At 44.3% G+C, this 18,182-nt stretch carries 14 protein-coding genes and 3 tRNA genes; 7 read left to right on the plus strand and 10 right to left on the minus strand.

Annotated features, from left to right (window positions below; all coding sequences use genetic code 11):
• Positions 1 to 141: 141 nt before the first annotated feature.
• The 7 genes from ACOOFG_RS10850 to ACOOFG_RS10880 all read right to left on the minus strand — a co-directional run bounded on the left by ACOOFG_RS10850 (position 142) and on the right by ACOOFG_RS10880 (position 3,444).
• Positions 142 to 214 (minus strand) — tRNA-Lys (locus tag ACOOFG_RS10850).
• 5 nt (positions 215 to 219) lie between these two features.
• Positions 220 to 294, minus strand: a tRNA-Glu gene (locus tag ACOOFG_RS10855).
• A gap of 49 nt (positions 295 to 343) precedes the next feature.
• A complete protein-coding gene (gene frr, locus ACOOFG_RS10860; RefSeq protein WP_420421492.1) occupies positions 344 to 886 on the minus strand; it encodes a ribosome recycling factor in 543 nt (180 codons plus the stop codon).
• A gap of 13 nt (positions 887 to 899) precedes the next feature.
• A complete protein-coding gene (gene pyrH, locus ACOOFG_RS10865; protein WP_420421493.1) occupies positions 900 to 1,625 on the minus strand; it encodes a UMP kinase in 726 nt (241 codons plus the stop codon).
• Positions 1,626 to 1,637: 12 nt separating this feature from the next.
• Positions 1,638 to 2,489 (minus strand): translation elongation factor Ts, encoded by an 852-nt coding sequence (tsf, locus tag ACOOFG_RS10870; RefSeq protein ID WP_420421494.1) that lies wholly within the window; start codon positions 2,487 to 2,489, stop codon positions 1,638 to 1,640.
• Complete coding sequence (gene rpsB / locus ACOOFG_RS10875) at positions 2,486 to 3,295, minus strand: 30S ribosomal protein S2 (protein WP_420421495.1); 810 nt, start codon at positions 3,293 to 3,295, stop codon at positions 2,486 to 2,488. The genes tsf and rpsB overlap by 4 nt, the downstream gene beginning before the upstream one ends.
• 78 nt (positions 3,296 to 3,373) lie before the next feature.
• Positions 3,374 to 3,444 (minus strand) — tRNA-Gly (locus ACOOFG_RS10880).
• Between the two features lie 115 nt (positions 3,445 to 3,559).
• Here ACOOFG_RS10880 and ACOOFG_RS10885 point away from each other — a divergent pair.
• Positions 3,560 to 4,927: a hypothetical protein gene (locus tag ACOOFG_RS10885; RefSeq protein ID WP_420421496.1), complete on the plus strand. Its 1,368-nt coding sequence runs from the start codon at positions 3,560 to 3,562 to the stop codon at positions 4,925 to 4,927.
• 2 nt (positions 4,928 to 4,929) lie between these two features.
• Here the strand turns inward: ACOOFG_RS10885 and ACOOFG_RS10890 are convergent, their stop codons facing one another.
• A complete protein-coding gene (locus ACOOFG_RS10890; protein WP_420421497.1) occupies positions 4,930 to 5,610 on the minus strand; it encodes a hypothetical protein in 681 nt (226 codons plus the stop codon).
• Positions 5,611 to 5,740: 130 nt separating this feature from the next.
• Here ACOOFG_RS10890 and ACOOFG_RS10895 point away from each other — a divergent pair, with 130 nt between their 5' ends.
• From ACOOFG_RS10895 to ACOOFG_RS10910, 4 genes are all read left to right on the plus strand, one after another.
• Entirely contained in the window at positions 5,741 to 7,063 is a 1,323-nt protein-coding gene (locus tag ACOOFG_RS10895) for a hypothetical protein (protein ID WP_420421498.1), read from the plus strand.
• A 142-nt stretch (positions 7,064 to 7,205) separates the two neighbouring features.
• Positions 7,206 to 8,078: a hypothetical protein gene (locus ACOOFG_RS10900; protein WP_420421499.1), complete on the plus strand. Its 873-nt coding sequence runs from the start codon at positions 7,206 to 7,208 to the stop codon at positions 8,076 to 8,078.
• 24 nt (positions 8,079 to 8,102) lie between these two features.
• Complete coding sequence (locus ACOOFG_RS10905) at positions 8,103 to 11,468, plus strand: penicillin-binding transpeptidase domain-containing protein (RefSeq protein ID WP_420421500.1); 3,366 nt, start codon at positions 8,103 to 8,105, stop codon at positions 11,466 to 11,468.
• 13 nt (positions 11,469 to 11,481) lie between these two features.
• Entirely contained in the window at positions 11,482 to 12,915 is a 1,434-nt protein-coding gene (locus ACOOFG_RS10910; protein ID WP_420421501.1) for an O-antigen ligase family protein, read from the plus strand.
• Here the strand turns inward: ACOOFG_RS10910 and ACOOFG_RS10915 are convergent.
• Complete coding sequence (locus ACOOFG_RS10915) at positions 12,867 to 15,824, minus strand: hypothetical protein (RefSeq protein ID WP_420421502.1); 2,958 nt, start codon at positions 15,822 to 15,824, stop codon at positions 12,867 to 12,869. The two genes, ACOOFG_RS10910 and ACOOFG_RS10915, sit on opposite strands and share 49 nt — an antisense overlap.
• Positions 15,821 to 16,852, minus strand: coding sequence for a polysaccharide biosynthesis/export family protein (locus ACOOFG_RS10920; RefSeq protein WP_420421503.1), 1,032 nt, complete (start codon positions 16,850 to 16,852; stop codon positions 15,821 to 15,823). The genes ACOOFG_RS10915 and ACOOFG_RS10920 overlap by 4 nt, the downstream gene beginning before the upstream one ends.
• 51 nt (positions 16,853 to 16,903) lie before the next feature.
• On the opposite strand from ACOOFG_RS10920, the gene ACOOFG_RS10925 reads away from it, so the two are divergent.
• Positions 16,904 to 17,890 carry a GDP-mannose 4,6-dehydratase gene (locus ACOOFG_RS10925; RefSeq protein ID WP_420421504.1) on the plus strand — a complete coding sequence of 329 codons (987 nt, stop codon included), beginning with the start codon at positions 16,904 to 16,906 and terminating at the stop codon, positions 17,888 to 17,890.
• A gap of 67 nt (positions 17,891 to 17,957) precedes the next feature.
• On the plus strand, positions 17,958 to 18,173 hold the full coding sequence (locus tag ACOOFG_RS10930) for a hypothetical protein (RefSeq protein WP_420421505.1): 216 nt from the start codon (positions 17,958 to 17,960) through the stop codon (positions 18,171 to 18,173).
• The last annotated feature ends 9 nt before the right edge of the window (positions 18,174 to 18,182 follow it).

The following is an 18,182-nucleotide window of genomic DNA, read 5'->3' on the forward strand; positions in this document are numbered from 1 at the left end:
TTTCACCTCAAAATAATTATCCGGGTAAAATGATACCATAGATAAGGAATCACAGCAATCAACAGGGTCATTCAGGGGGATTAAAAGACATCATCGAGGTGCAAAAAAAAAGCCGCAGCATTGCTACTGCGACTTTTTGTTTGAGGCTTGTTGGGCTCGAACCAACGACCCTCTCCTTAAAAGGGAGATGCTCTACCAACTGAGCTAAAGCCTCGACCTTGACCCCAAGGGGATTCGAACCCCTGTTGCCAGAATGAAAATCTGGTGTCCTAGGCCAGACTAGACGATGGGGCCATTTAAAATGACCATCGGTCAAGTTTAAACATTTTATCCCTGAAGGGTATTATACCTCAAGGATATCTTTTTCCTTTTGAGTATATAACTCATCGACTTTCTTGCAAAACTGATCTGTGAGTTCCTGGATCAGTTTTTCATTTTTCTTTTGCTCGTCCTCAGAGATTTCTCCATCAGACTTTTGCTTTTTCACCATATCGTTAGCTTTGCGGCGGTGATCGCGAATCGTCACTTTTGCCTTTTCAGACTTATCTTTGGCGTCTTTGGCAATCTCTTTGCGCAAATCTTCACTCATCGGTGGTATGGGGACTCGTACAACGCCACTATCGACAATCGCTTGGAGGCCCAAGTTCGCTTTTTCAATCCCTTTGCCAATCGGACCAGCCGTTTGAGGGTCAAAAGGGGTGACAAGCAATTGTCTTCCATCTGCAACTGAGACGGAACCTAAGTCGCGAATCTTCATCTCTGCGCCATAAACCTCGACCATCACTGAGTCGAGAATCGCTGGATTCGGACGGTTTGTCCGGAGATTTTTAAGCTCGTCAGCTAGGTGATCGAGCGCATTTTGCATATTTTTTTTCGTTTCATCCATAAAAGTCATACTCTCATTGATCTCCCGTTACAAGGGTACCACCTTTCTTTTCACATATAGCCCGCATCATAGCGTCTTTAGAAAAGAGGTCAAAAACATGAATCGGAATGCCATTTTCCCGACACATGGCTACGGCTGTCGCATCCATCACATGGAGGTCTTCGGCTAGCGCTTTTGAAAAGGTCAGATGGTCGTACTTTTCGGCATCAGAATATTGCATCGGATCTTTGTTGTAAATGCCGTCCACTTTGGTGGCCTTAAGAAGCACTTCAGCTTCGATTTCGCTTGCGCGCATCGAGGCTGTCGTATCTGTTGTGAAGTAGGGATTTCCCGTTCCTCCGACAAAGATCACAATATGCCCTTTCTCAAGGGCGTGCATGGCATGATTCCAGTTGTAAGTCTCGACGATTCCATCGAAGTTCAATGCGCTCATTACGCGGGTTTTACACCCTTTCGTCGACAACACCTGTCCTAAGATAAGTCCATTGATCGAGGTGGCGAGCATCCCGACATGATCAGCTGGTGTGCGGGCAAAACCGAATCGTTCAGCCTGTGAACCACGAAAGATATTACCTCCTCCGATCACGAGGCCAATTTGAACGCCGAGCTGATACACTTCACAAATCCGATCGGCAATATGATGCGCCGCATCGTGGTCGACAACTCCGGGATAATCGCCTTTAAGCGACTCTCCCGATAGTTTAAGTAAAACGCGTTTATATGCCGGCTTCTGAGACATACAATTTTAGCCTTATGCTCCGATTTGCCAACGGACAAATTCAACAACTTCAAACGATTTTCCAGCGTCTTTTGCAGACTTCTCGACAAATTCTTGTACAGTCATCGAAGGATCTTTGACGTACTTTTGGTTGAGAAGGCAAGACTGCTCGTAATAAGCTTTCAGTTTACCTTGGACAATCTTGTCTTGGATTTCTGGTGGCTTATTTTGAATTTGAGTGCGTGCAATTTCTTCTTCTTTTTTCAAGACATCTGCAGGAACTTGATCAGGCTTGAGGAAGTCTGGAGATTCTGCAGCAACGTGCATTGCAACTTCGCGAGCAACAGCTTCTTGGCCACTAGCTCCTTGAATCACCACAACTGTGACAATTTTTCCACCCATGTGCGAATAGATTCCAACTGAGCGCTCATTTCCTTTTGGGAAATCTAGCACGCGCTTGATCTGGATGTTTTCACCAAGTGAATGCACCGTTTCTGCACGGTATTCATCGATTGTCAATGTCGGATGTTTGCTGTACTTTTGGCTTAAAAAGTCTTCAACAGACTTTGGCTTTGCCGCAAGCGCTTCATCACAGATGTTTTTGAGGAATTCTTTAAAGCGATCGTTTTGAACGACAAAGTCCGTTTCTGCGTTCACTTCAACGATATAAGCTGCATCATCACTTTCAGCAAATCCAATCACACCTTCGTTGGTCTCACGCTCTCCTTTTTTGACGGCAGATGCCATCCCTTTTTTGCGGAGAATGTGGATCGCTTCTTCGATGTCACCACCTGCGTCGACAAGAGCTTCTTTACATTTGCTCATTCCAACGCCAGTGCGTTTACGCAGGTCCATAACTAGTGCTGCTGTAATTTCTTTGCTCACTCTTTGTCCTCCTCTTTAGTTTCACTTTCTTCTTCGGAGGCAATTTCCTCGACATGAGACTCTTCAGCGAGTCTTTTTTTCTGCGCAACTTCTTCTTCCTTTTCGATAGCGATATTGAGTTCATTTTTTCGATCGATCACAGTGTCAGAAAGCGCTTTAATGATGAGTTTAATGCTTTTGAGCGCATCGTCGTTACACGCAATGATGTGATCCACAGGATCAGGGTTACAGTTCGTGTCTACAAGCCCCATCACTGGAATGCCCAGTTTGTTAGCTTCTGCGACAGCAATGTGCTCTTTATTTGGATCGACAACAACGATAAGCCCAGGAACTTTACGCATTCCGCGAATCCCCGATAAGTTGCGGTCTAACTTTTGACGCTCTTTACTTAAAAGAGTCATCTCTTTTTTCGTAAGTCCTTCTCCGCCGGCAGCGATTTGTTTTTCGATGCGCTCGAGAGTTTTAACAGACTGACGGATTGTCATTAAATTGGTCAGCATGCCACCTAGCCAGCGCTCAGAAACGTAGAACTCTCCGCAGAGTTCTGCAAATTCACGGATGACTGCTTTTGCTTGCTTTTTAGTTCCGACAAACAAAATGCGCTGGTGATTTTCAACAACTTTTGTAATCACTTCAATGGCGTTATGAATTTGTCTAACTGTTTTAGCTAGGTCGATGATGTAAATCCCGTTGCGCTCTTCAAAGATGTAGCGCTTCATTTTGGGATTCCAACGTTGCTTCTGGTGGCCGAAATGGGCTCCAGACTCTAGGAGTTCTTTGACAGATACTTTTTGTTTTGTTGCCAAGCCTTGTCCCTTTTGTTGACGACGGCATCTTCACTTACATGAAAATTTCGGTCTTGGTTCATAATGTTATATAAAGAAAGCGCCTGATCAGAATCGAACTGACACTAATAGCTTGGAAGGCTATGGTTCTACCATTGAACTACAGGCGCGTAGAACCCCAAATTTTTATATGATTCTCTGTTTTTTTTCCAAGTATAAAAACTCTTTTATGGTTGAGTTGAAGAGAAAAACTTGATAAACTCTTCCCGAATTCAAGAGATTTCTATGCAAATTAATTATTATATTACACCCGAGCACCACCTTCTTTTTTACAACTGGACGCTTGCTTCACGCCATTACCAAGCAGCCCAGGCAACGCCCGATAAAGTCGATGAGCTCGCGCGCAATCGGATCATTTCTCCTAAAAAGATTCCTTCTCAAAACTGGATTTTTCACTATGCATGGGCGATACTCGATTTCATTCCAATTATTGGATTATTTTTTGCCATTCTGGATCACGCCCTCAATAACTATGACCGGTTTGCCCCTTCTCTCCAACCCAAAAATCCGCCACCTCTTAAGCAAACTCCACCACACCTTCCACCCTCTCCCAAACCCACTCCATCTACTTCCTTCGAAGCTTTTTTAAAAAAACTCGCCTCTCTTGAAAAAGAAGGTTTTTTCGATAAGAAAGGCCAGGAAATTGCTAAGAAAGCTTTTAAAGAAGTGATGGCCGAGCAAGGACTTGAAGTCAGTTACGTCACAGCTGAGGGATGGGATCACACACTCCCTCAAGAACCACTCGACCCCAACATTTTCCATTGGTCTATCACACGCGGCGTCGAAAAGGATATTCCAAAAGCAGGGAAAGATTCTAAGCGGGTGCATCTCTTTAGCGCAGCAAGTCAGTACAATGCAGCTGAAGCCCCCGGACCTTACACCCCACCTATTGGTAAAGCCATGATAAAATCTGAATTTGACCATACCCAAGGCCCGTTAGCTCAGCGCACGAATCCGCTTGCTTTTGAATGTGTCACGGCTTACTTGACACACCTCGGCTTCAACATGATGGAAAAAGCCCTGCCTTCAGCCGGAACGACCTATACAGATGGGTCAGCAATACAACATGGCTATCTTTGCCCAACAAACGCAAGCGTCTCACAGCTTGCAGACGAACTTGAACAGAACTTCGAGAAATACAAAGCCCCTTGTTATGAGTCCCGTGTAAGCGGAGCGACAGAGTCCGTTTATCTCATTTTAGGAGCCGCACCTGCTTTTGGATACTCCTATAATCTTGATAAAGGTTCAGAAGCGTGCAGAAAACTTCAGTACTGGTCCTATGTCGCAAATTTCACAGCACAGTTTAAGCAAACTTTAGAGCTCTTGAAAAAAAGCCCAGATAAAGAAGTTGTTTTACACATAACTGGGATTGGACTAGGGGTCTTCGGCAGCAAAGATCCAGAACTCGCCAATAGATTCAATCAAACGTTTGCAGACGCCCTCAAACACACCGGATCGCTCTTCCAAAAACAGCTGAATAAAGAAGACCGAGGGCGTGTTCACGTCCAACTTGAATCCTATAATGGCACTGATGCGCTTCAAAGCGTTTGTACCGATCACCTCAAGTTTGGTCCACCAGCCCCACGCTTATAAAATTACTGATTCAATGAAGCATATTTCTTGATTAGAAATTCCTTAAACGCATCCATTTCCTTGCGATAAGACGAGAGATTTTTTTCGATGTCCTTACCAGTATAACGCCCCTTCCACTCCCCTCCTAATGGAAATACACGCCAATCTCTTACAACAAGTGAATGGATGTTGTAGTTATCCCTAGATCCATAAAATTCATCCAAAAGGTCCCACATCTTTTTTTCAGATTTACATTGAAGTTCATGAATCTGTTGAAATATCATTGAGTTTTCTTGGCATTGAATTTCCCATTTATTGAATAGCTCCTCCAAGTCAGAACCAGGTTGCTCGTTTTCTAACCGAGCAATTTCTGATTCTATCTCTGCGATCTTTTCTAGAACCTTTTCTTTTTGAGCATCAAGTTTTGTGATATCTTCCCAGGGACAAAACTCGACCCATGGGAAAGGCAACCCCCAATTTAGGTGTCCTTCACAGGATTGAGAAGTTTTAATTCCTAAAAGATTTAAGACGATGACTAAATCTTTGATTTGATCATCAATGGGCATCCCACGTCCATCTCGTACTTCTGTGACACACTCTTCCATTTCTCGCCATTGCGCCAATTGAGCTGTGTTGAAAAAAGATGTTTCTTTTGAAAAAAGTGTCGAAGTTGCCAAAAGCAGAATGAGAGAAATTTTTTTCATTGAACCCTCCAAAAAAACAAAATGGTAACAAAACAAGGAATTCTCTGCTTAAAAAATAGCTAGACAATGACTTTCTCTATAGCTATTTATTGTGAAAGACGTAGGAAAAAATGAGAGATAGTGAAACCCCATGAGAAAGTTCTTCAAAAGCATCTTATTTGTTTTAGGAATGCTTCCAGTGCTGATTTGCGCTCAAGTCAACCCCTACAACCTTTCTGACGATCAAGTCCATCGCATTCGCACAACGGGATCTCAAGGGAACTTTATGGGGCCAACTTTGCGCGCTCAAGTCACAAAAGACTTTTGTTTTGGCGGCGTTGGTGGTTTGGTTGAAGCAGGCTTTCGACAAGTACGTGTCAATGGCACTTTAGGATTTGCTCTCGGGCCTCAGAAACGCGATGGAATCAAAGGTTCAATCGATTACCTCACGCAAGATTTAAAGTTTGATTTCCTCACCTCTTCAGAAAGAAAGTGGGTGCATCAGTTAGCTGGTGGCCTTGCTTATCAACACGTCTTCAATGTGAGCATTCTAAAAGACCTGGAAGTTGGTGGATATTATTCACATTCATGGGATCGAACCTTAGAAAACAAGTGTGTAACAGAGCCTTCAGAATTAGGAACGGTTTCCTTCCGCGATTGCCGACGCATTGCTGGAGCAGATGCTTGGGGTTTAAACGGTGGAATTGGTCTGCAAATTTTTTCAAAAACAATTCTTGGACTCCAAGGAAACTACGACCACGTCGACTACAACACTAAGTACTCACCAGATCTGACAAAAGCGGGCTTCGGGGGAACTATCTCCCTTTTTCAAAGCCTTTTCTACAACATTGATCTTAATTTGCAGGCAGCGTTCCGTAAGCCCTTCAACTTCTATTCGGGAAGCCTGAACTGGTCACCTCCTCAAGTCAAAGGATTAACCGTTGGGGTCTTTGGCGATCATACTGCTGGAAAGCACCGCCTCCCCAGTTCCTATGATTTTGGAATCAGCTTGAGCTACGCTTTTGGCCCAAAACAAAAAACCGTCACTCAAGATGGGAAAAAAGTCCGTATCCCAGATTGCAGCAGTTTAGTCGGAGCCTGGCTTGTTCAACCGGCAGTCACGATGCCTCAAGTGTTAGTCATCTCTGATGAAAAGCTTAGCTCGAACTGCCAAACACTCGTTGCCCAAGCACCGGACATTGTGACACTCAATATTCCTGAGGGTTGCTGCGTAACCACCTTTAATGTCACCGATGAGGTCACAGCGAACCCCAACATCACTGCTGGTATCACCATTGTTTACGCAGATGGAAGTCAAGATGGACCAACGCGTGAACCCCTAGGACCAAACAATAGTCGCACCTTTACGATCCCAGCAGATCGGGACCCCTGTTCAGTACGCTCGATTACAGCAGAAAACACAACCCAGGTATTTAGAATCACAGCTGTTTGCTGCAGCAGTGGATGTAAATAGTTTTTTTGACCCCTGAAGGCATCGAATTAAAAATTAAAACTATTTTTTGTTTGGAATGTATAATAAAATTTGATTGATTTTTAGGCTTTCTCATATTATAATTAATGTGATTGTTACAACTGCTATAGCAGGAGACAGAAGCATGAAAAAATACCTATTACTCCCCGTGATCATGACCGCTCTCGTCCTTCCAGGCTTTGCACAGCCTCAAGAAAGTCAGAGCCCTAAGACAGAGGTCGTTCAGGCTCCTCCTGAGCCCAAGTTCATGGACGAACTTCTAAGTAGTTATCAATCAGGCGAATACGACACTTTCCTCAAGCGAGTTCATGAGAAGTATCAGGAAGCCAGCGATAAGTGGGAGTATAACCACCTTCTCGAAGAGCGGAAAAAGCTCTCTTCAGTTGTCCAAGACTTCGATGCGGACAAATCGGGCGAATTCAAAAAGAAAATAACAGCTTTGCATGAAGAAGAAAATCGCGAGCTTGTTGAGCTCTGCCTTTCTGAGCCTAACTGCCCTCTCAGTCGTGAAGTGAAAGACATGGTTTTTTTCTCTCCTAGCAAGCACGAACAAGAGAGTTTGGACTACCTAGCAACTTTAAACTGGAAGTTCAAAGGTGATGGAACATCGCAGCTTGAAAACAACCTCATTGCAATTGACACTGAGTTCTGGCTCAAGACCCTGGCTCTCGATGTTCTTGCAACTCAAAACCAGCTTGATGAAGTGACTTACCTCAAAAAGCGGGCAGTCCTGCAACTTGAAAAACTCAAGCAGATGGAACTCGCCGTACAAGGGAAAGATGTTGACCCCAAGGTCAAAGACTACATCTCTACGGCAAAGAAAATCTATCCTAAAGTGCAAGCTTCTAGCATGACCCGTAAGTTCCTTCATGATTTAGCAACAAATCGAGTGCAACCTGAAACTGCTGTGCAAGAAAAAATGAAAGAAGTGGTCGTGAAGTATCACGAAAAGCAGCAAAAGCTCGTCGCCGAATACTTTCCTGAAGATCAAAAATAATCTTCGTGTTACATTGGGGACGCCATGCAAAACCAAGACGTCCCACGCCGAGCAAATCATGTTCTGCATCTTTTGCTGATCATCTTTCTATTGATCCTGATTCGGGTCTGGTACCTTTCTGTCATCAAACACGACACATTTCAAGAAAAAGCCCGACGACCTCAACGTAAAACGCTGATCGAAACAGCTGCAAGGGGCACGATTCGTGACCGCTTTAACATTCCTTTAGCAATTAATAAAACCCAGTACGACGCAGCTGTTTGCTATGACCGTATCCGAGAAATTCCCATTTTTAGTTACGAAAAAAACGCCAAAGGGAAAAAAGTTCGCGTCTTTGAACGGCGACGCTATGTAGAAGATTTAGCGGAGCTTTTAGGAGAAGAACTCGCAATGGATCCCGTTGAAGTCGAAGATCTGATCCACTCGCAAGCTTCTATTTTTCCCAATACTCCCTTTGTGATCAAAGAAGACATCTCAGAAGAGACGTACTGCCGTTTGCGTGCTCTTGAAAAGGATTGGGTTGGTCTTGAGATGCAACGCGGAGCGAAGCGCTATTATCCGCTCGGGAAGGTAGGTTCAGACATTGTCGGCTACATGGGAGCTATCAACGACCGTCAATACTACGCAATTGCCGAAGAGATGCAAGTTCTGAATGAATTTCTCAAAAAACGAGAAGAAGGACTTCCTGCCGTTCTCCCCAAAGGATTCACTAGGGCGCGAGAAGTTAATCTCCGCTACGATGAGTTAAAAGAAAGGGCGTACACGATCCATGCACGCGTTGGAAAAATGGGCATCGAACGGGTCTTTGATGAAGAACTCAGAGGTCTCTATGGAAAAAAGCAAATTGAAATTGGAGCGAAGGGAAGATTGATTCGCAATCTTCCTGGAAAGAGCGAATCCGTTTCAGGTAAGCGCATCCTTTTAACCATTTCTTCCGAACTCCAAGAATTTGCAGAATCTCTGCTTGTCCAAAGTGAAAAAGATCGACAAGGACACTTTCCCCTTGCTGGAAAAAATCACGACCAGGTTTCCCCTCCATGGATTCATGGAGGCGCTATTGTTGCCATGATTCCTCAAACAGGAGAAGTGGTGGCACTGGCTTCTCACCCTCGGTTCGATCCGAATGATTTCACGGCGCAAAACAACGAGCGCATCCACCAATGGCTGGAAACACCTCATCAAATTGCAGGCATTTGGGATGGAAAAGCTTTTCTCATGCGCGAGCAGCACTCCTTTGGTTCTAAAAGCACATATGAAGAGAAAGAGCTTTTAAGTTGGGATCATTACCTCGATCAGGTCTTATCTTTGACTGGAACCGTGAGAAAAACCATCAAACAAATCGGTTCAATCAGTGAAGCAGTCGAGCTCTTGCACCTCTCACACGCCCTGATGAAGCTCGCTCAAACTTCGAGCTTGCACGGCGTGTTGCAGGTGCTCTACTCAGAAGGAAAAGGACATACCCCTTCTCATCTCAAATTAGAAACCGAAGAGATGCAACACATTCAACAGCGGCTTAATCAAGAAGTGACTCGCCTCATTAAAAAAGATCTCGATCCCTATCTTGAACCGATCAAGCACAATGATGACAAGCTTCTCTTTTTCGATTTGTTGCAACTTGCGGTGAATGAAGAGGCCTTTTCGGAAGAGTTACTCGAAGTTGTTGGAAAAGATTCTTTGGGATTACACCGAAGCTTGTGTCAAGCATTCGCCGCTGTCGAAGATGAAGTGAAAACTCAAGTGAGAACTGTTTATCACGAGAGGATTTTTCCTGTCTGGAGAAAAGAAAACTTCAAAGCTTATCTCAAAGAAAAACGGGAAGAAGAAAAAGCCAAAAAGACTTATGAGCACCCGTATACCGATTACCTATCTCAAGCAGAATCAAAGCTCTTTCAAACATTTTGGGAAACGCACAAGTGGAACTTTCTGCAGACTTTCATTTTTGGAAATCTCTCTGAAGACCCCAATCTCAAACCCTTTTCATTCCATCTCGCTCTTAAAAGGCAAGAACTTGAACGGGGGAAAACTGCAACCCTAGAACACCTCAAACGTTTGAGTCAGCGCCTGCAAAAACTCCCCTTGCATACAGCTCTTGGATATTTAAAAACGATGCGCATTTACCGCGATCTTACGAGTCCACTTTGGGGGCATTATTATGGTTGCTCTAAACCTCGTGGAGAGCAAACCTTGCAAGATCTCGCCCGTTTCTTTTACCCGAGAAATGGGATGGGGTTTGGAAAGTCTTACGCTTATGGACGAGCGACCACTTTGGGCTCTCTGTTTAAACCTGTAACAGGATATGAAGCGCTCAAACAAGAGTACCTTCAATTAGAAGAGCGCGGTGCAACTATCAGAGATTTAAACCCCCTCACTCTCTACGATGAAATCCACTCTCATATTGTGACAGATCAAGGAACAGTTCTTGGTCGGACACTCGATGGCAAATGGATCACACGCCAATATAAGGGAGGACGCCTCCCACGAAGCCACGCCTCTCTCGGAAAAGTTGATTTCATAAAAGCCATGGAAAGGTCAAGTAACATTTACTTCTCTCTCCTTGCTGGAGAAGTCATTGATCACCCTTCAAGCCTCTATGAAACCACGCGAGAATTTGGTTTCGGATCATCGACGGGAATTGACCTCATTGGAGAAATTGCCGGCTATGTTCCAGACGATATACGGGACAACCGGACGGGACTCTATGCTTTTGCAATTGGACAGCACTCTCTTGTTGTCACCCCACTACAAACATCGGTGATGCTTTCTGCGCTTGCAAATGGGGGAGAAGTGCTCAAGCCTCAAGTCGTCAACCTCATTGCAGGAGTGTCGGTTCTCTGCGACCCCACTCATCTTTTTGCTACACCCCGCTACGCCTACGAAGATTACTTAACAAGTGCAGGCCTGCACTTTCCCTTATTCACCGAAACGCAAAAAATCCGCGAACAACCCAAAATCACCCCCTTTAACAAAGAAGTCCGCTCTACCCTCTTCATGCCGCGCGAAGTTCAATCCAAACTTTTAGACAGTCTCTACCAAGTTGTTTGGGGAGAAAAAGGACCCGGACAACCTTACCGCATCCGCTCCCTTGTGAACCACCCCAAGCTCATCCGCGATTACAAAAGTCTCAAACACCAATTCATCGGAAAAACTTCAACTGCCGAGTTTGTCTACCGCCCGAACCTCGACCGAGAGGTTCCTCCTTTGATTTGTAAAGACATCTGGTTTGGAGCCATCAGTTTTAGCAATGTGGGTTCTGATGGGTTTGACCCCACGAGCGCAGAGCCAGAACTTGTTGTGATCGTCTACCTCCGGTTTGGAGATTACGGGAAAGAAGCTGCCCCTATTGCAGCCCAAATCATCAAAAAATGGCGTGAAATTACCGAGCGCAAATGATAGAATCGCATCTATGATGAAAAAATGTATCGGCGCTTTATTCGGAATTTTACTTCTGGGGTTTCCCTTCGAATCTCATGTATTTCGCATCTTTCGCCCTATGGCCCGCTCATCGTTACATAAGTTTGCAGCCAGCGCTCCTTTTTCTTTCACAATTCCCACATTTTTTGAAAAACACGTTCACTTTTACCTCTCAGATATTGCAATTGTCTTAGCACTCTGTTTGATCCTCTTTGCTTATAAACCCAAGCTGAAAGCGCTACTTTTTGAAAGGAGCTCCCGCTACTTGACCCTTTTTTGGTTTGTCGCAGCACTGTCCCTCTCACTTTCAGCCTTTTCTCGTTACTACGCGCAGTATTTTAACCTGCTCAACTTAGGCATCATTTTTTGCGCTTTTCATACGGCCAGACTCTTTTTTCAAGACCGGGAAAATACGATAAAGGCTTTGCTTTGGGGCTTTGCGCTTGTCTCTCTTTTTGAATGCTTCGTAGGAACCTGGCAATTTTTCGCTCAAGGCAACTTGGGAGTCTTTTTTTTAGGGGAGGTTCCCCTGCATTATAGCGACCCAAATATGACGGTAATCCCTCTTACAGAAAAAACGCGCAAGTTGGTTGAGTTTTTTCACACGCTCCCTACAGATCAAAGCTCGCTTTTACGCGCTTATGGAACCTTCATTCACCCGAATATCTATGGAGAATATCTCGCTCTCAGCTTACTCGTTTCGTATTACCTTTTTGCAAAATCCGAAAAATCTCTCATCCGCAGCGCAGTTCTTGCGCTCATCACTGCTCAAATTTTTGCACTGTGCCTTTCCTTTTCTCGGGCTGCCTTCCTTTCTTGGGGAATCGGGACAGCTGTCTGGCTTTATCTCCTCTTTTCCAACCGAATGTCCCTTAACAAGAAGCAAATGAGGCCTCTTGTATACGTCATTGCAAGTGTGATTGTCTGCTCAATGGCTGTGTTATTTCCCCAGTTTTATGCGCGAGGAGGTTTCTTCAGCTACTCAAGCTTTGTCCAAAACAGTGACTCACTACGTCTTATTTTGCAAAACATTGCCCTCAGCATGATGAAAGCCAACCCTCTTTTGGGTATTGGCTACAACTGCTTTGTCATTGCGCCAGGAGAATTCTTCCCCATCGAACCCGAAGGGATACGAACTTGGACCCACAACATTTACTTACTCATAGGATCAGAAACGGGACTCATTGGACTCCTTCTTTTTTGCCTCTTTATCGGAACACTTATTGTTTCCGCTTTTAAGCATGCCTTCACCCCTCTTTCAGCAACCTTGTTTGCAATCTTTATCGGATTTCTCATCGTCGGCCTGTTTGACTTTTACTTTTTGATCGTTCAAGCAGGCAAGTTGATGTTCTTTCTTTTTTCGGGAATTCTTGCGGCTCAGTTTGCAACGAAAGCTAAAGTTTTACCTTCTACTTCCCATGCATAATAGGGACTGAGTTGCTCATTTGATTCTGCTTCTACTGTCACGGCAAGGCAATCAGAAATCGTCATGAAAAACCGCCCTTCAGCCGTTCCAGGCAATGTTGCTGATTGCAAGACCACCACATCGTATTGCTTTTTCTTTTGAGTTAAAAACTCTTCGAAAAGAGGCCGCTTCAGCAGCTCTAATGATACAGACTTTTTCGAGCCAAATAATACAACATCGACGCCTCCATTTTTTTTCACGATGACGTTTTCTTCTTCTCCATTCAAATAGGCAAATAGCCCAGGAGTATGTTTGGAAAAGCTTTGAAAATCGATGAGCAAGACGTTTTTTTCTTCTTTGGCTAAGAGCTCTGCAAAAGGGCGCGCGTAATTGCTTCCTTCGCCTGAAAGAAGAGAAAAGACGCTCCCCTTTCGACCCTTTGGAAGTGTTTCTGCCAAACTCCTTAAAACTTGCATGCTTTGCCCTTTTACTTCATCTAAATGATGGTAAACCTTGCGCCGTTTAAAAGCGCCACAGACTCGGCGGCCTTGCATCTTTAAGTTTTTCAGAGAAAGGGGAAACCCTTTAGAAAAGTCGATCATGAGCGCCCATGTGCACCCCATTAAAAACCCAATGAGTGTCCCAACAAGGGCAAACAATTTGAGACGAGGAGGTTTGGGCGTCAATAGAGCATAGGCAGGATCGATTGGTTTCGATTGAATTTGAATCAGGTTATGTTCGACATTTTTCGACTCAACCATCTTGACCATGCTCTCTAGCATGCTGAGGTTCATTTCACTATTCAATTCAAGTTGATGCTCTTTAAGCCATTGATCAGGAACCATAGAAAGCTCTGATTCGAGCCTTTGGATTTCATTTTGCACGAGTGTTTTTTCAAACTCTAAAGTCTTTTTCTGCATTTTGACCCGGTCTTCAATTTGTTGATCGAGCAGAGAAATCTCCTGATTTAGCAAATCGAGAATGATCAATTGAACGGATGTGAGTCTTTCTTCTGTAAGTGCTGTTTGCAACCGAATCAATTCAACTGTTTGGTCAATATGCCGCTTCAAATTTTCCTGATCTTTTTGAAGTCGGCGTTGCATCCGCTCTAAATCCCGCTCTGTTAAGTGACGTGTATCGCGCATGGCTTGAGCTGTTTCACCAACAGATCGGGCCAGCTGTTGACTCACACCATCTGGTAAGATTTGAACAAGAGAGATGTATTCAAAATCGGGATCTTCCATGTGCTCTTTTGAAAACAAGAGTTGTCGGACTTTTGCTTCTTGCTCATCCCGTTCTTGGACATAGTCACGGTAAAGTGTTCGAGCAGTTGCCAAGTCGATTCCTTTAAAAGCTTCCTGCTGCTCTAGCGGATAGAAAAGACGTTCTTTTAAGATGTGCTCTTGAAGGGAAACAAGGCGGTGTTGGTGCTTGAGGTAAGACGCGTAATCTTCAGGTTCAATTCCCTCCACTAACTGATGACTCGTCATGAGCTGGTCTTCAAGAGAACTTTTCAATAACCGGATCTTTTTGAGCTCTGTAGCAGCAAGAGAGTCGACTTTTCCTAGCGCATTGAGATGAAACTTATGCTTCAACTGAGCATCCGCTGCTTCATCGACAGCTGCCATGAGCGAGGGAAAAAGTGATTTGAGAACACTTGACTCGCCTGCTTCTGCTAAGGCAACTTTTTGCGTTTCGGTGTCGAGTTTTGAAAGTTTGTCCTGCGATGTGAAAAGCATTTCTTCTTGAGGAGCATAAGGTGGTTGCAATTGCTTCGATTTTTTCTTTTTCCGAAAAGCAAATCCCAAGTTCAAACTGTCGCGTTGCTTGAGAAGTCCGTTTTTTTCATTTTGCAGCGCTCCAATCTCACCAGACATCGTCAGCTCTGTTTCCCTCTCAAAGTCACCTAATCGCATGAGATCAGAATCCAGCGTTCTCTTTTCATCCAAAAACTTTTGTTTCCGCGTAGAAACGTGATGCAAACGTTGGCTTAAGTTTAAAAACCCTTGTGCGCCGAGGTTTTCTTTGAGATAGCTAACGTGATCTTTGAGATACGCATCCATCTTGTCGCATAGCTCATCTTTTCTCTTTTCAAGATAGGCAATTTGCTCTCCACTCATTTGACTTGCTTCACTGCGCAAATGTCTTTGATAGGTTGCCATCAACTCATTCACAATCGTCATGCCTAATTGACGGTCTCGATAGGGAAGATAGAGTTCATAGATCGTTGCGTCTTTCAGGTCTGCCTCAACTTCGAGTTCATCATGCAACTCCCCAAGCACTGACATCATCGCTTCGATTTCGAGCGGATAAAAGTGGCGCAATTTTAAGCTATGTGGCGCTTTTTCAATTGTGAGAGTCACGTCATCAAAAGAAACGGGAATGCCAAGTTCCCCTGTTGCCAAAGGTGCCTTGATTGAGGGGTGAAAAATTTCAAATTCGGTCGGAGATTGAAAAACGAGACGGTATATCTTTTTGATCTTCTGATCATATTTCACATTGCGAAAAGCAAACGTATCCGGATCTTCAAGTAAAACTTTGCGCTCAGCGTTCCAATTTTCCCGCATGGTGCGCAGTCTCTTTTCCCAAGAGGTCTCCGTGATCACAGAAGTTTGCAGACCTAAATCTTCCACAACCTTCGCCATAAGTTGAAAAGACTTAAGCAAATGACAGCTTTGAGACGCCGAAGAAACGCCAACTTGGCTCAGTAAATTTTGAACAAACCAAGCCTTTGTCGAAATTTGATCCGCTTTAGCCTCTTTAAAACGCCCTGAAACCTTAAATCTCACGTTTTGATTGAGGGCAACCCAAAATCCGAGGGAAAAAAATACCGCTGTGATCAGCACAATCTTGCCCCAATTTCTGGCAAAACATTTTAAGATGTCAGACAGGAGGACAAACGTATTTTCTCTTTCTTTAAACGGATTCATTGGATGGCAATCACTCCTGCTGCTCCTTTTCGGAAAAGTTCGATTCCCGTCAGCGTGGGGAAGATCTGCTGGACAAAACGATTCCATTCTGTGATGGGCGTCGCCGCGACATAGACAATGTCTCCAGGCATGAGAAGAAGACTCGAGCTTGGCAGTCGCATGATGTGTTTCCAATTCAGTGTGTAAACTTTTGGTCGCAAGATATTGCCTCGAATCACCTGAATGTACCCTTTGTCACCCGTATATGGAATGCCCCCAGCAAGTGCTAAGGCTTCTCGAATCGACATGAAGCCACTTGGCAAGTCGATGACTTTTTCCTGCCTCACTTCTCCCATCACCATGAGCGTCGAAGCAGCTGCTTCGGCAATGTAAATTTTATCACCAGGGCGCATCACGATGTTTTGCGACATGTCTCCGTCTTTCATGAGTTTGTACATGTCGACAGGGACGGGCTCGTCGTTGCGCACCAAGTAACTTTTGAAAAAGTTGGCATTTGCAGGAACTTTTGCTTCCGCTAGTACTTCGAAAAGTCGTTTTTTCCCATTGATCGGAATCGAAGCTGTGCTCACAAGTCCAGCTAATTGAATTTTGCGCTCTCGACGTTTTTTATAAGCGATAAAAACCTCGACATCCGCAATCTCACGATCGTAAGCGTCTTGAATCTTTTCTCGAGCTTGGGACAGTGTCAGCCCAGAAAGTTCGAGGGGCAGCAAATCGGGCAAGATGACTTTCCCATCTCGTACTGTGTAGCCAACGGATGAGCCAATTGATTGAACAGCGGCTGCTAAATCCCCTCGCGTCGGGTGATAAATGGCAATTTCAAGAACATCTCCGTTTCCAATGTAATCTGTATACTCTTTAAGGAGATCGGGGCTGAGCGTCAGAAGAGGTTTCCCCTCCATCTCAAGAATCGAAAATTTGCCATCTTTGATCTTGTACGAATCGATGACAAATTCATCTGCTCTAAGGGCGTCGCTTCCTTTATAAGGTAAATTGGAGCAACCGCTGATTAGTAAAGGCAAACTCAAGAAAAGGAAAACTCCTTTTCTCCTCATCCAATTTTTGATATAATTAATGCCATGACTGATCAAAAAAAACCTTACTCCATCTTTATCACCGGCATTGCAGGATTTATTGGGTCCCATCTCGCCTCTTTCCTTAAAAAAAGAGGAGATTATGTGATTGGATGCGATAATTTCAATGACTATTATTCTCCTGAGTTAAAAAAAGCACGCGCAGAAAGACTTAAAAAACAAGGAATCGAAATTCTTAATTGTGACATTTGCGACCAAAATGTTCTTTCACGTCTTTTTGATGAAAAAGGGTTCACCTATGTCGTACATCTTGCAGCGCAAGCAGGTGTTCGCTACTCGATCACTCACCCATTCCCCTACAGTCACTCCAATCTCGACGGATTTTTGCACATTCTCGAACTCTGCCGCCATCACCAACCCCTCAAGCTCGTGTTCGCTTCTTCCTCTTCAGTCTACGGCGGCAACACCAAGACCCCTTTTAACGAAAAAGACCCAACCGATCACCCCATCAGTCTCTATGCCGCCACAAAAAAATCAGGCGAGCTGATGGCCCAGACCTATCATCACCTCTACCATTTCCCCATCTTAGGCCTCCGTTTTTTCACCGTCTACGGTCCCTGGGGACGCCCTGATATGGCCTACTACTCTTTCACTGAATCGATCCTAGATGACAAGCCCATTCCCGTTTTCAACCATGGAAAAATGGGCCGCGACTTCACTTATATCGATGACATCATTGCCGGAACGGCAAATGCTCTCGATTTTGAAGGGGGATTTGAGCTCTTCAACCTCGGCAACAACCAGCCTGAACCTCTCATGGAGATGATTCACATCCTAGAGAAACACCTTGGGAAAAAGGCCCAAATCGACTTCAAGCCAATGCAAGTAGGCGACGTCAAACAGACATTCGCCGACATAGACAAAGCTCAAAAACTTCTAGGATTTCAGCCCAAAGTTTCACTCGAAATCGGACTCGAACGTTTTGTCCAATGGTACCATGCGTTTCAGGAAAGTTCGCTGAGTATCACATAATTCTTTACCAAATATTTGAAAGATTGCTAACATGCTCGTACTCAAATATACAAGCGAGGTATCGAACATGAAAAAGTCAGGTTTAGATGAGCTTGAAGCTTTAAACTTAGACTGGAAGCCAAGTGAATCTCTCTTAACATTTTCTATTATCTGCGGAGACGAGTGGCAAGTTTTTTCTGACAAAGAACAAGCAACACTGTTTGATTCTGAAAAGAAAATTCAAGATGACTTTGACAACACAAACCCCTTTTCAGTTCAGTATCGTTTTGGTTACCTGAGATAAATGCAGTTT

It is taken from the genome of Simkania sp., from assembly GCF_965215465.1.
Lineage (GTDB): Bacteria > Chlamydiota > Chlamydiia > Chlamydiales > Simkaniaceae > Simkania.

Excerpts from the sequence above, each read along its gene's own strand:
- ACOOFG_RS10925 (WP_420421504.1), top strand. The coding sequence starts at position 16,904 with ATGACTGATCAAAAAAAACCTTACTCCATCTTTATCACCGGCATTGCA.
- ACOOFG_RS10890 (WP_420421497.1), bottom strand. The coding sequence starts at position 5,610 with ATGAAAAAAATTTCTCTCATTCTGCTTTTGGCAACTTCGACACTTTTT.
- ACOOFG_RS10885 (WP_420421496.1), top strand. The coding sequence starts at position 3,560 with ATGCAAATTAATTATTATATTACACCCGAGCACCACCTTCTTTTTTAC.
- ACOOFG_RS10930 (WP_420421505.1), top strand. The coding sequence starts at position 17,958 with ATGAAAAAGTCAGGTTTAGATGAGCTTGAAGCTTTAAACTTAGACTGG.
- pyrH (WP_420421493.1), bottom strand. The coding sequence starts at position 1,625 with ATGTCTCAGAAGCCGGCATATAAACGCGTTTTACTTAAACTATCGGGA.
- ACOOFG_RS10910 (WP_420421501.1), top strand. The coding sequence starts at position 11,482 with ATGATGAAAAAATGTATCGGCGCTTTATTCGGAATTTTACTTCTGGGG.
- ACOOFG_RS10895 (WP_420421498.1), top strand. The coding sequence starts at position 5,741 with ATGAGAAAGTTCTTCAAAAGCATCTTATTTGTTTTAGGAATGCTTCCA.
- ACOOFG_RS10905 (WP_420421500.1), top strand. The coding sequence starts at position 8,103 with ATGCAAAACCAAGACGTCCCACGCCGAGCAAATCATGTTCTGCATCTT.
- frr (WP_420421492.1), bottom strand. The coding sequence starts at position 886 with ATGGATGAAACGAAAAAAAATATGCAAAATGCGCTCGATCACCTAGCT.
- ACOOFG_RS10900 (WP_420421499.1), top strand. The coding sequence starts at position 7,206 with ATGAAAAAATACCTATTACTCCCCGTGATCATGACCGCTCTCGTCCTT.
- ACOOFG_RS10915 (WP_420421502.1), bottom strand. The coding sequence starts at position 15,824 with ATGAATCCGTTTAAAGAAAGAGAAAATACGTTTGTCCTCCTGTCTGAC.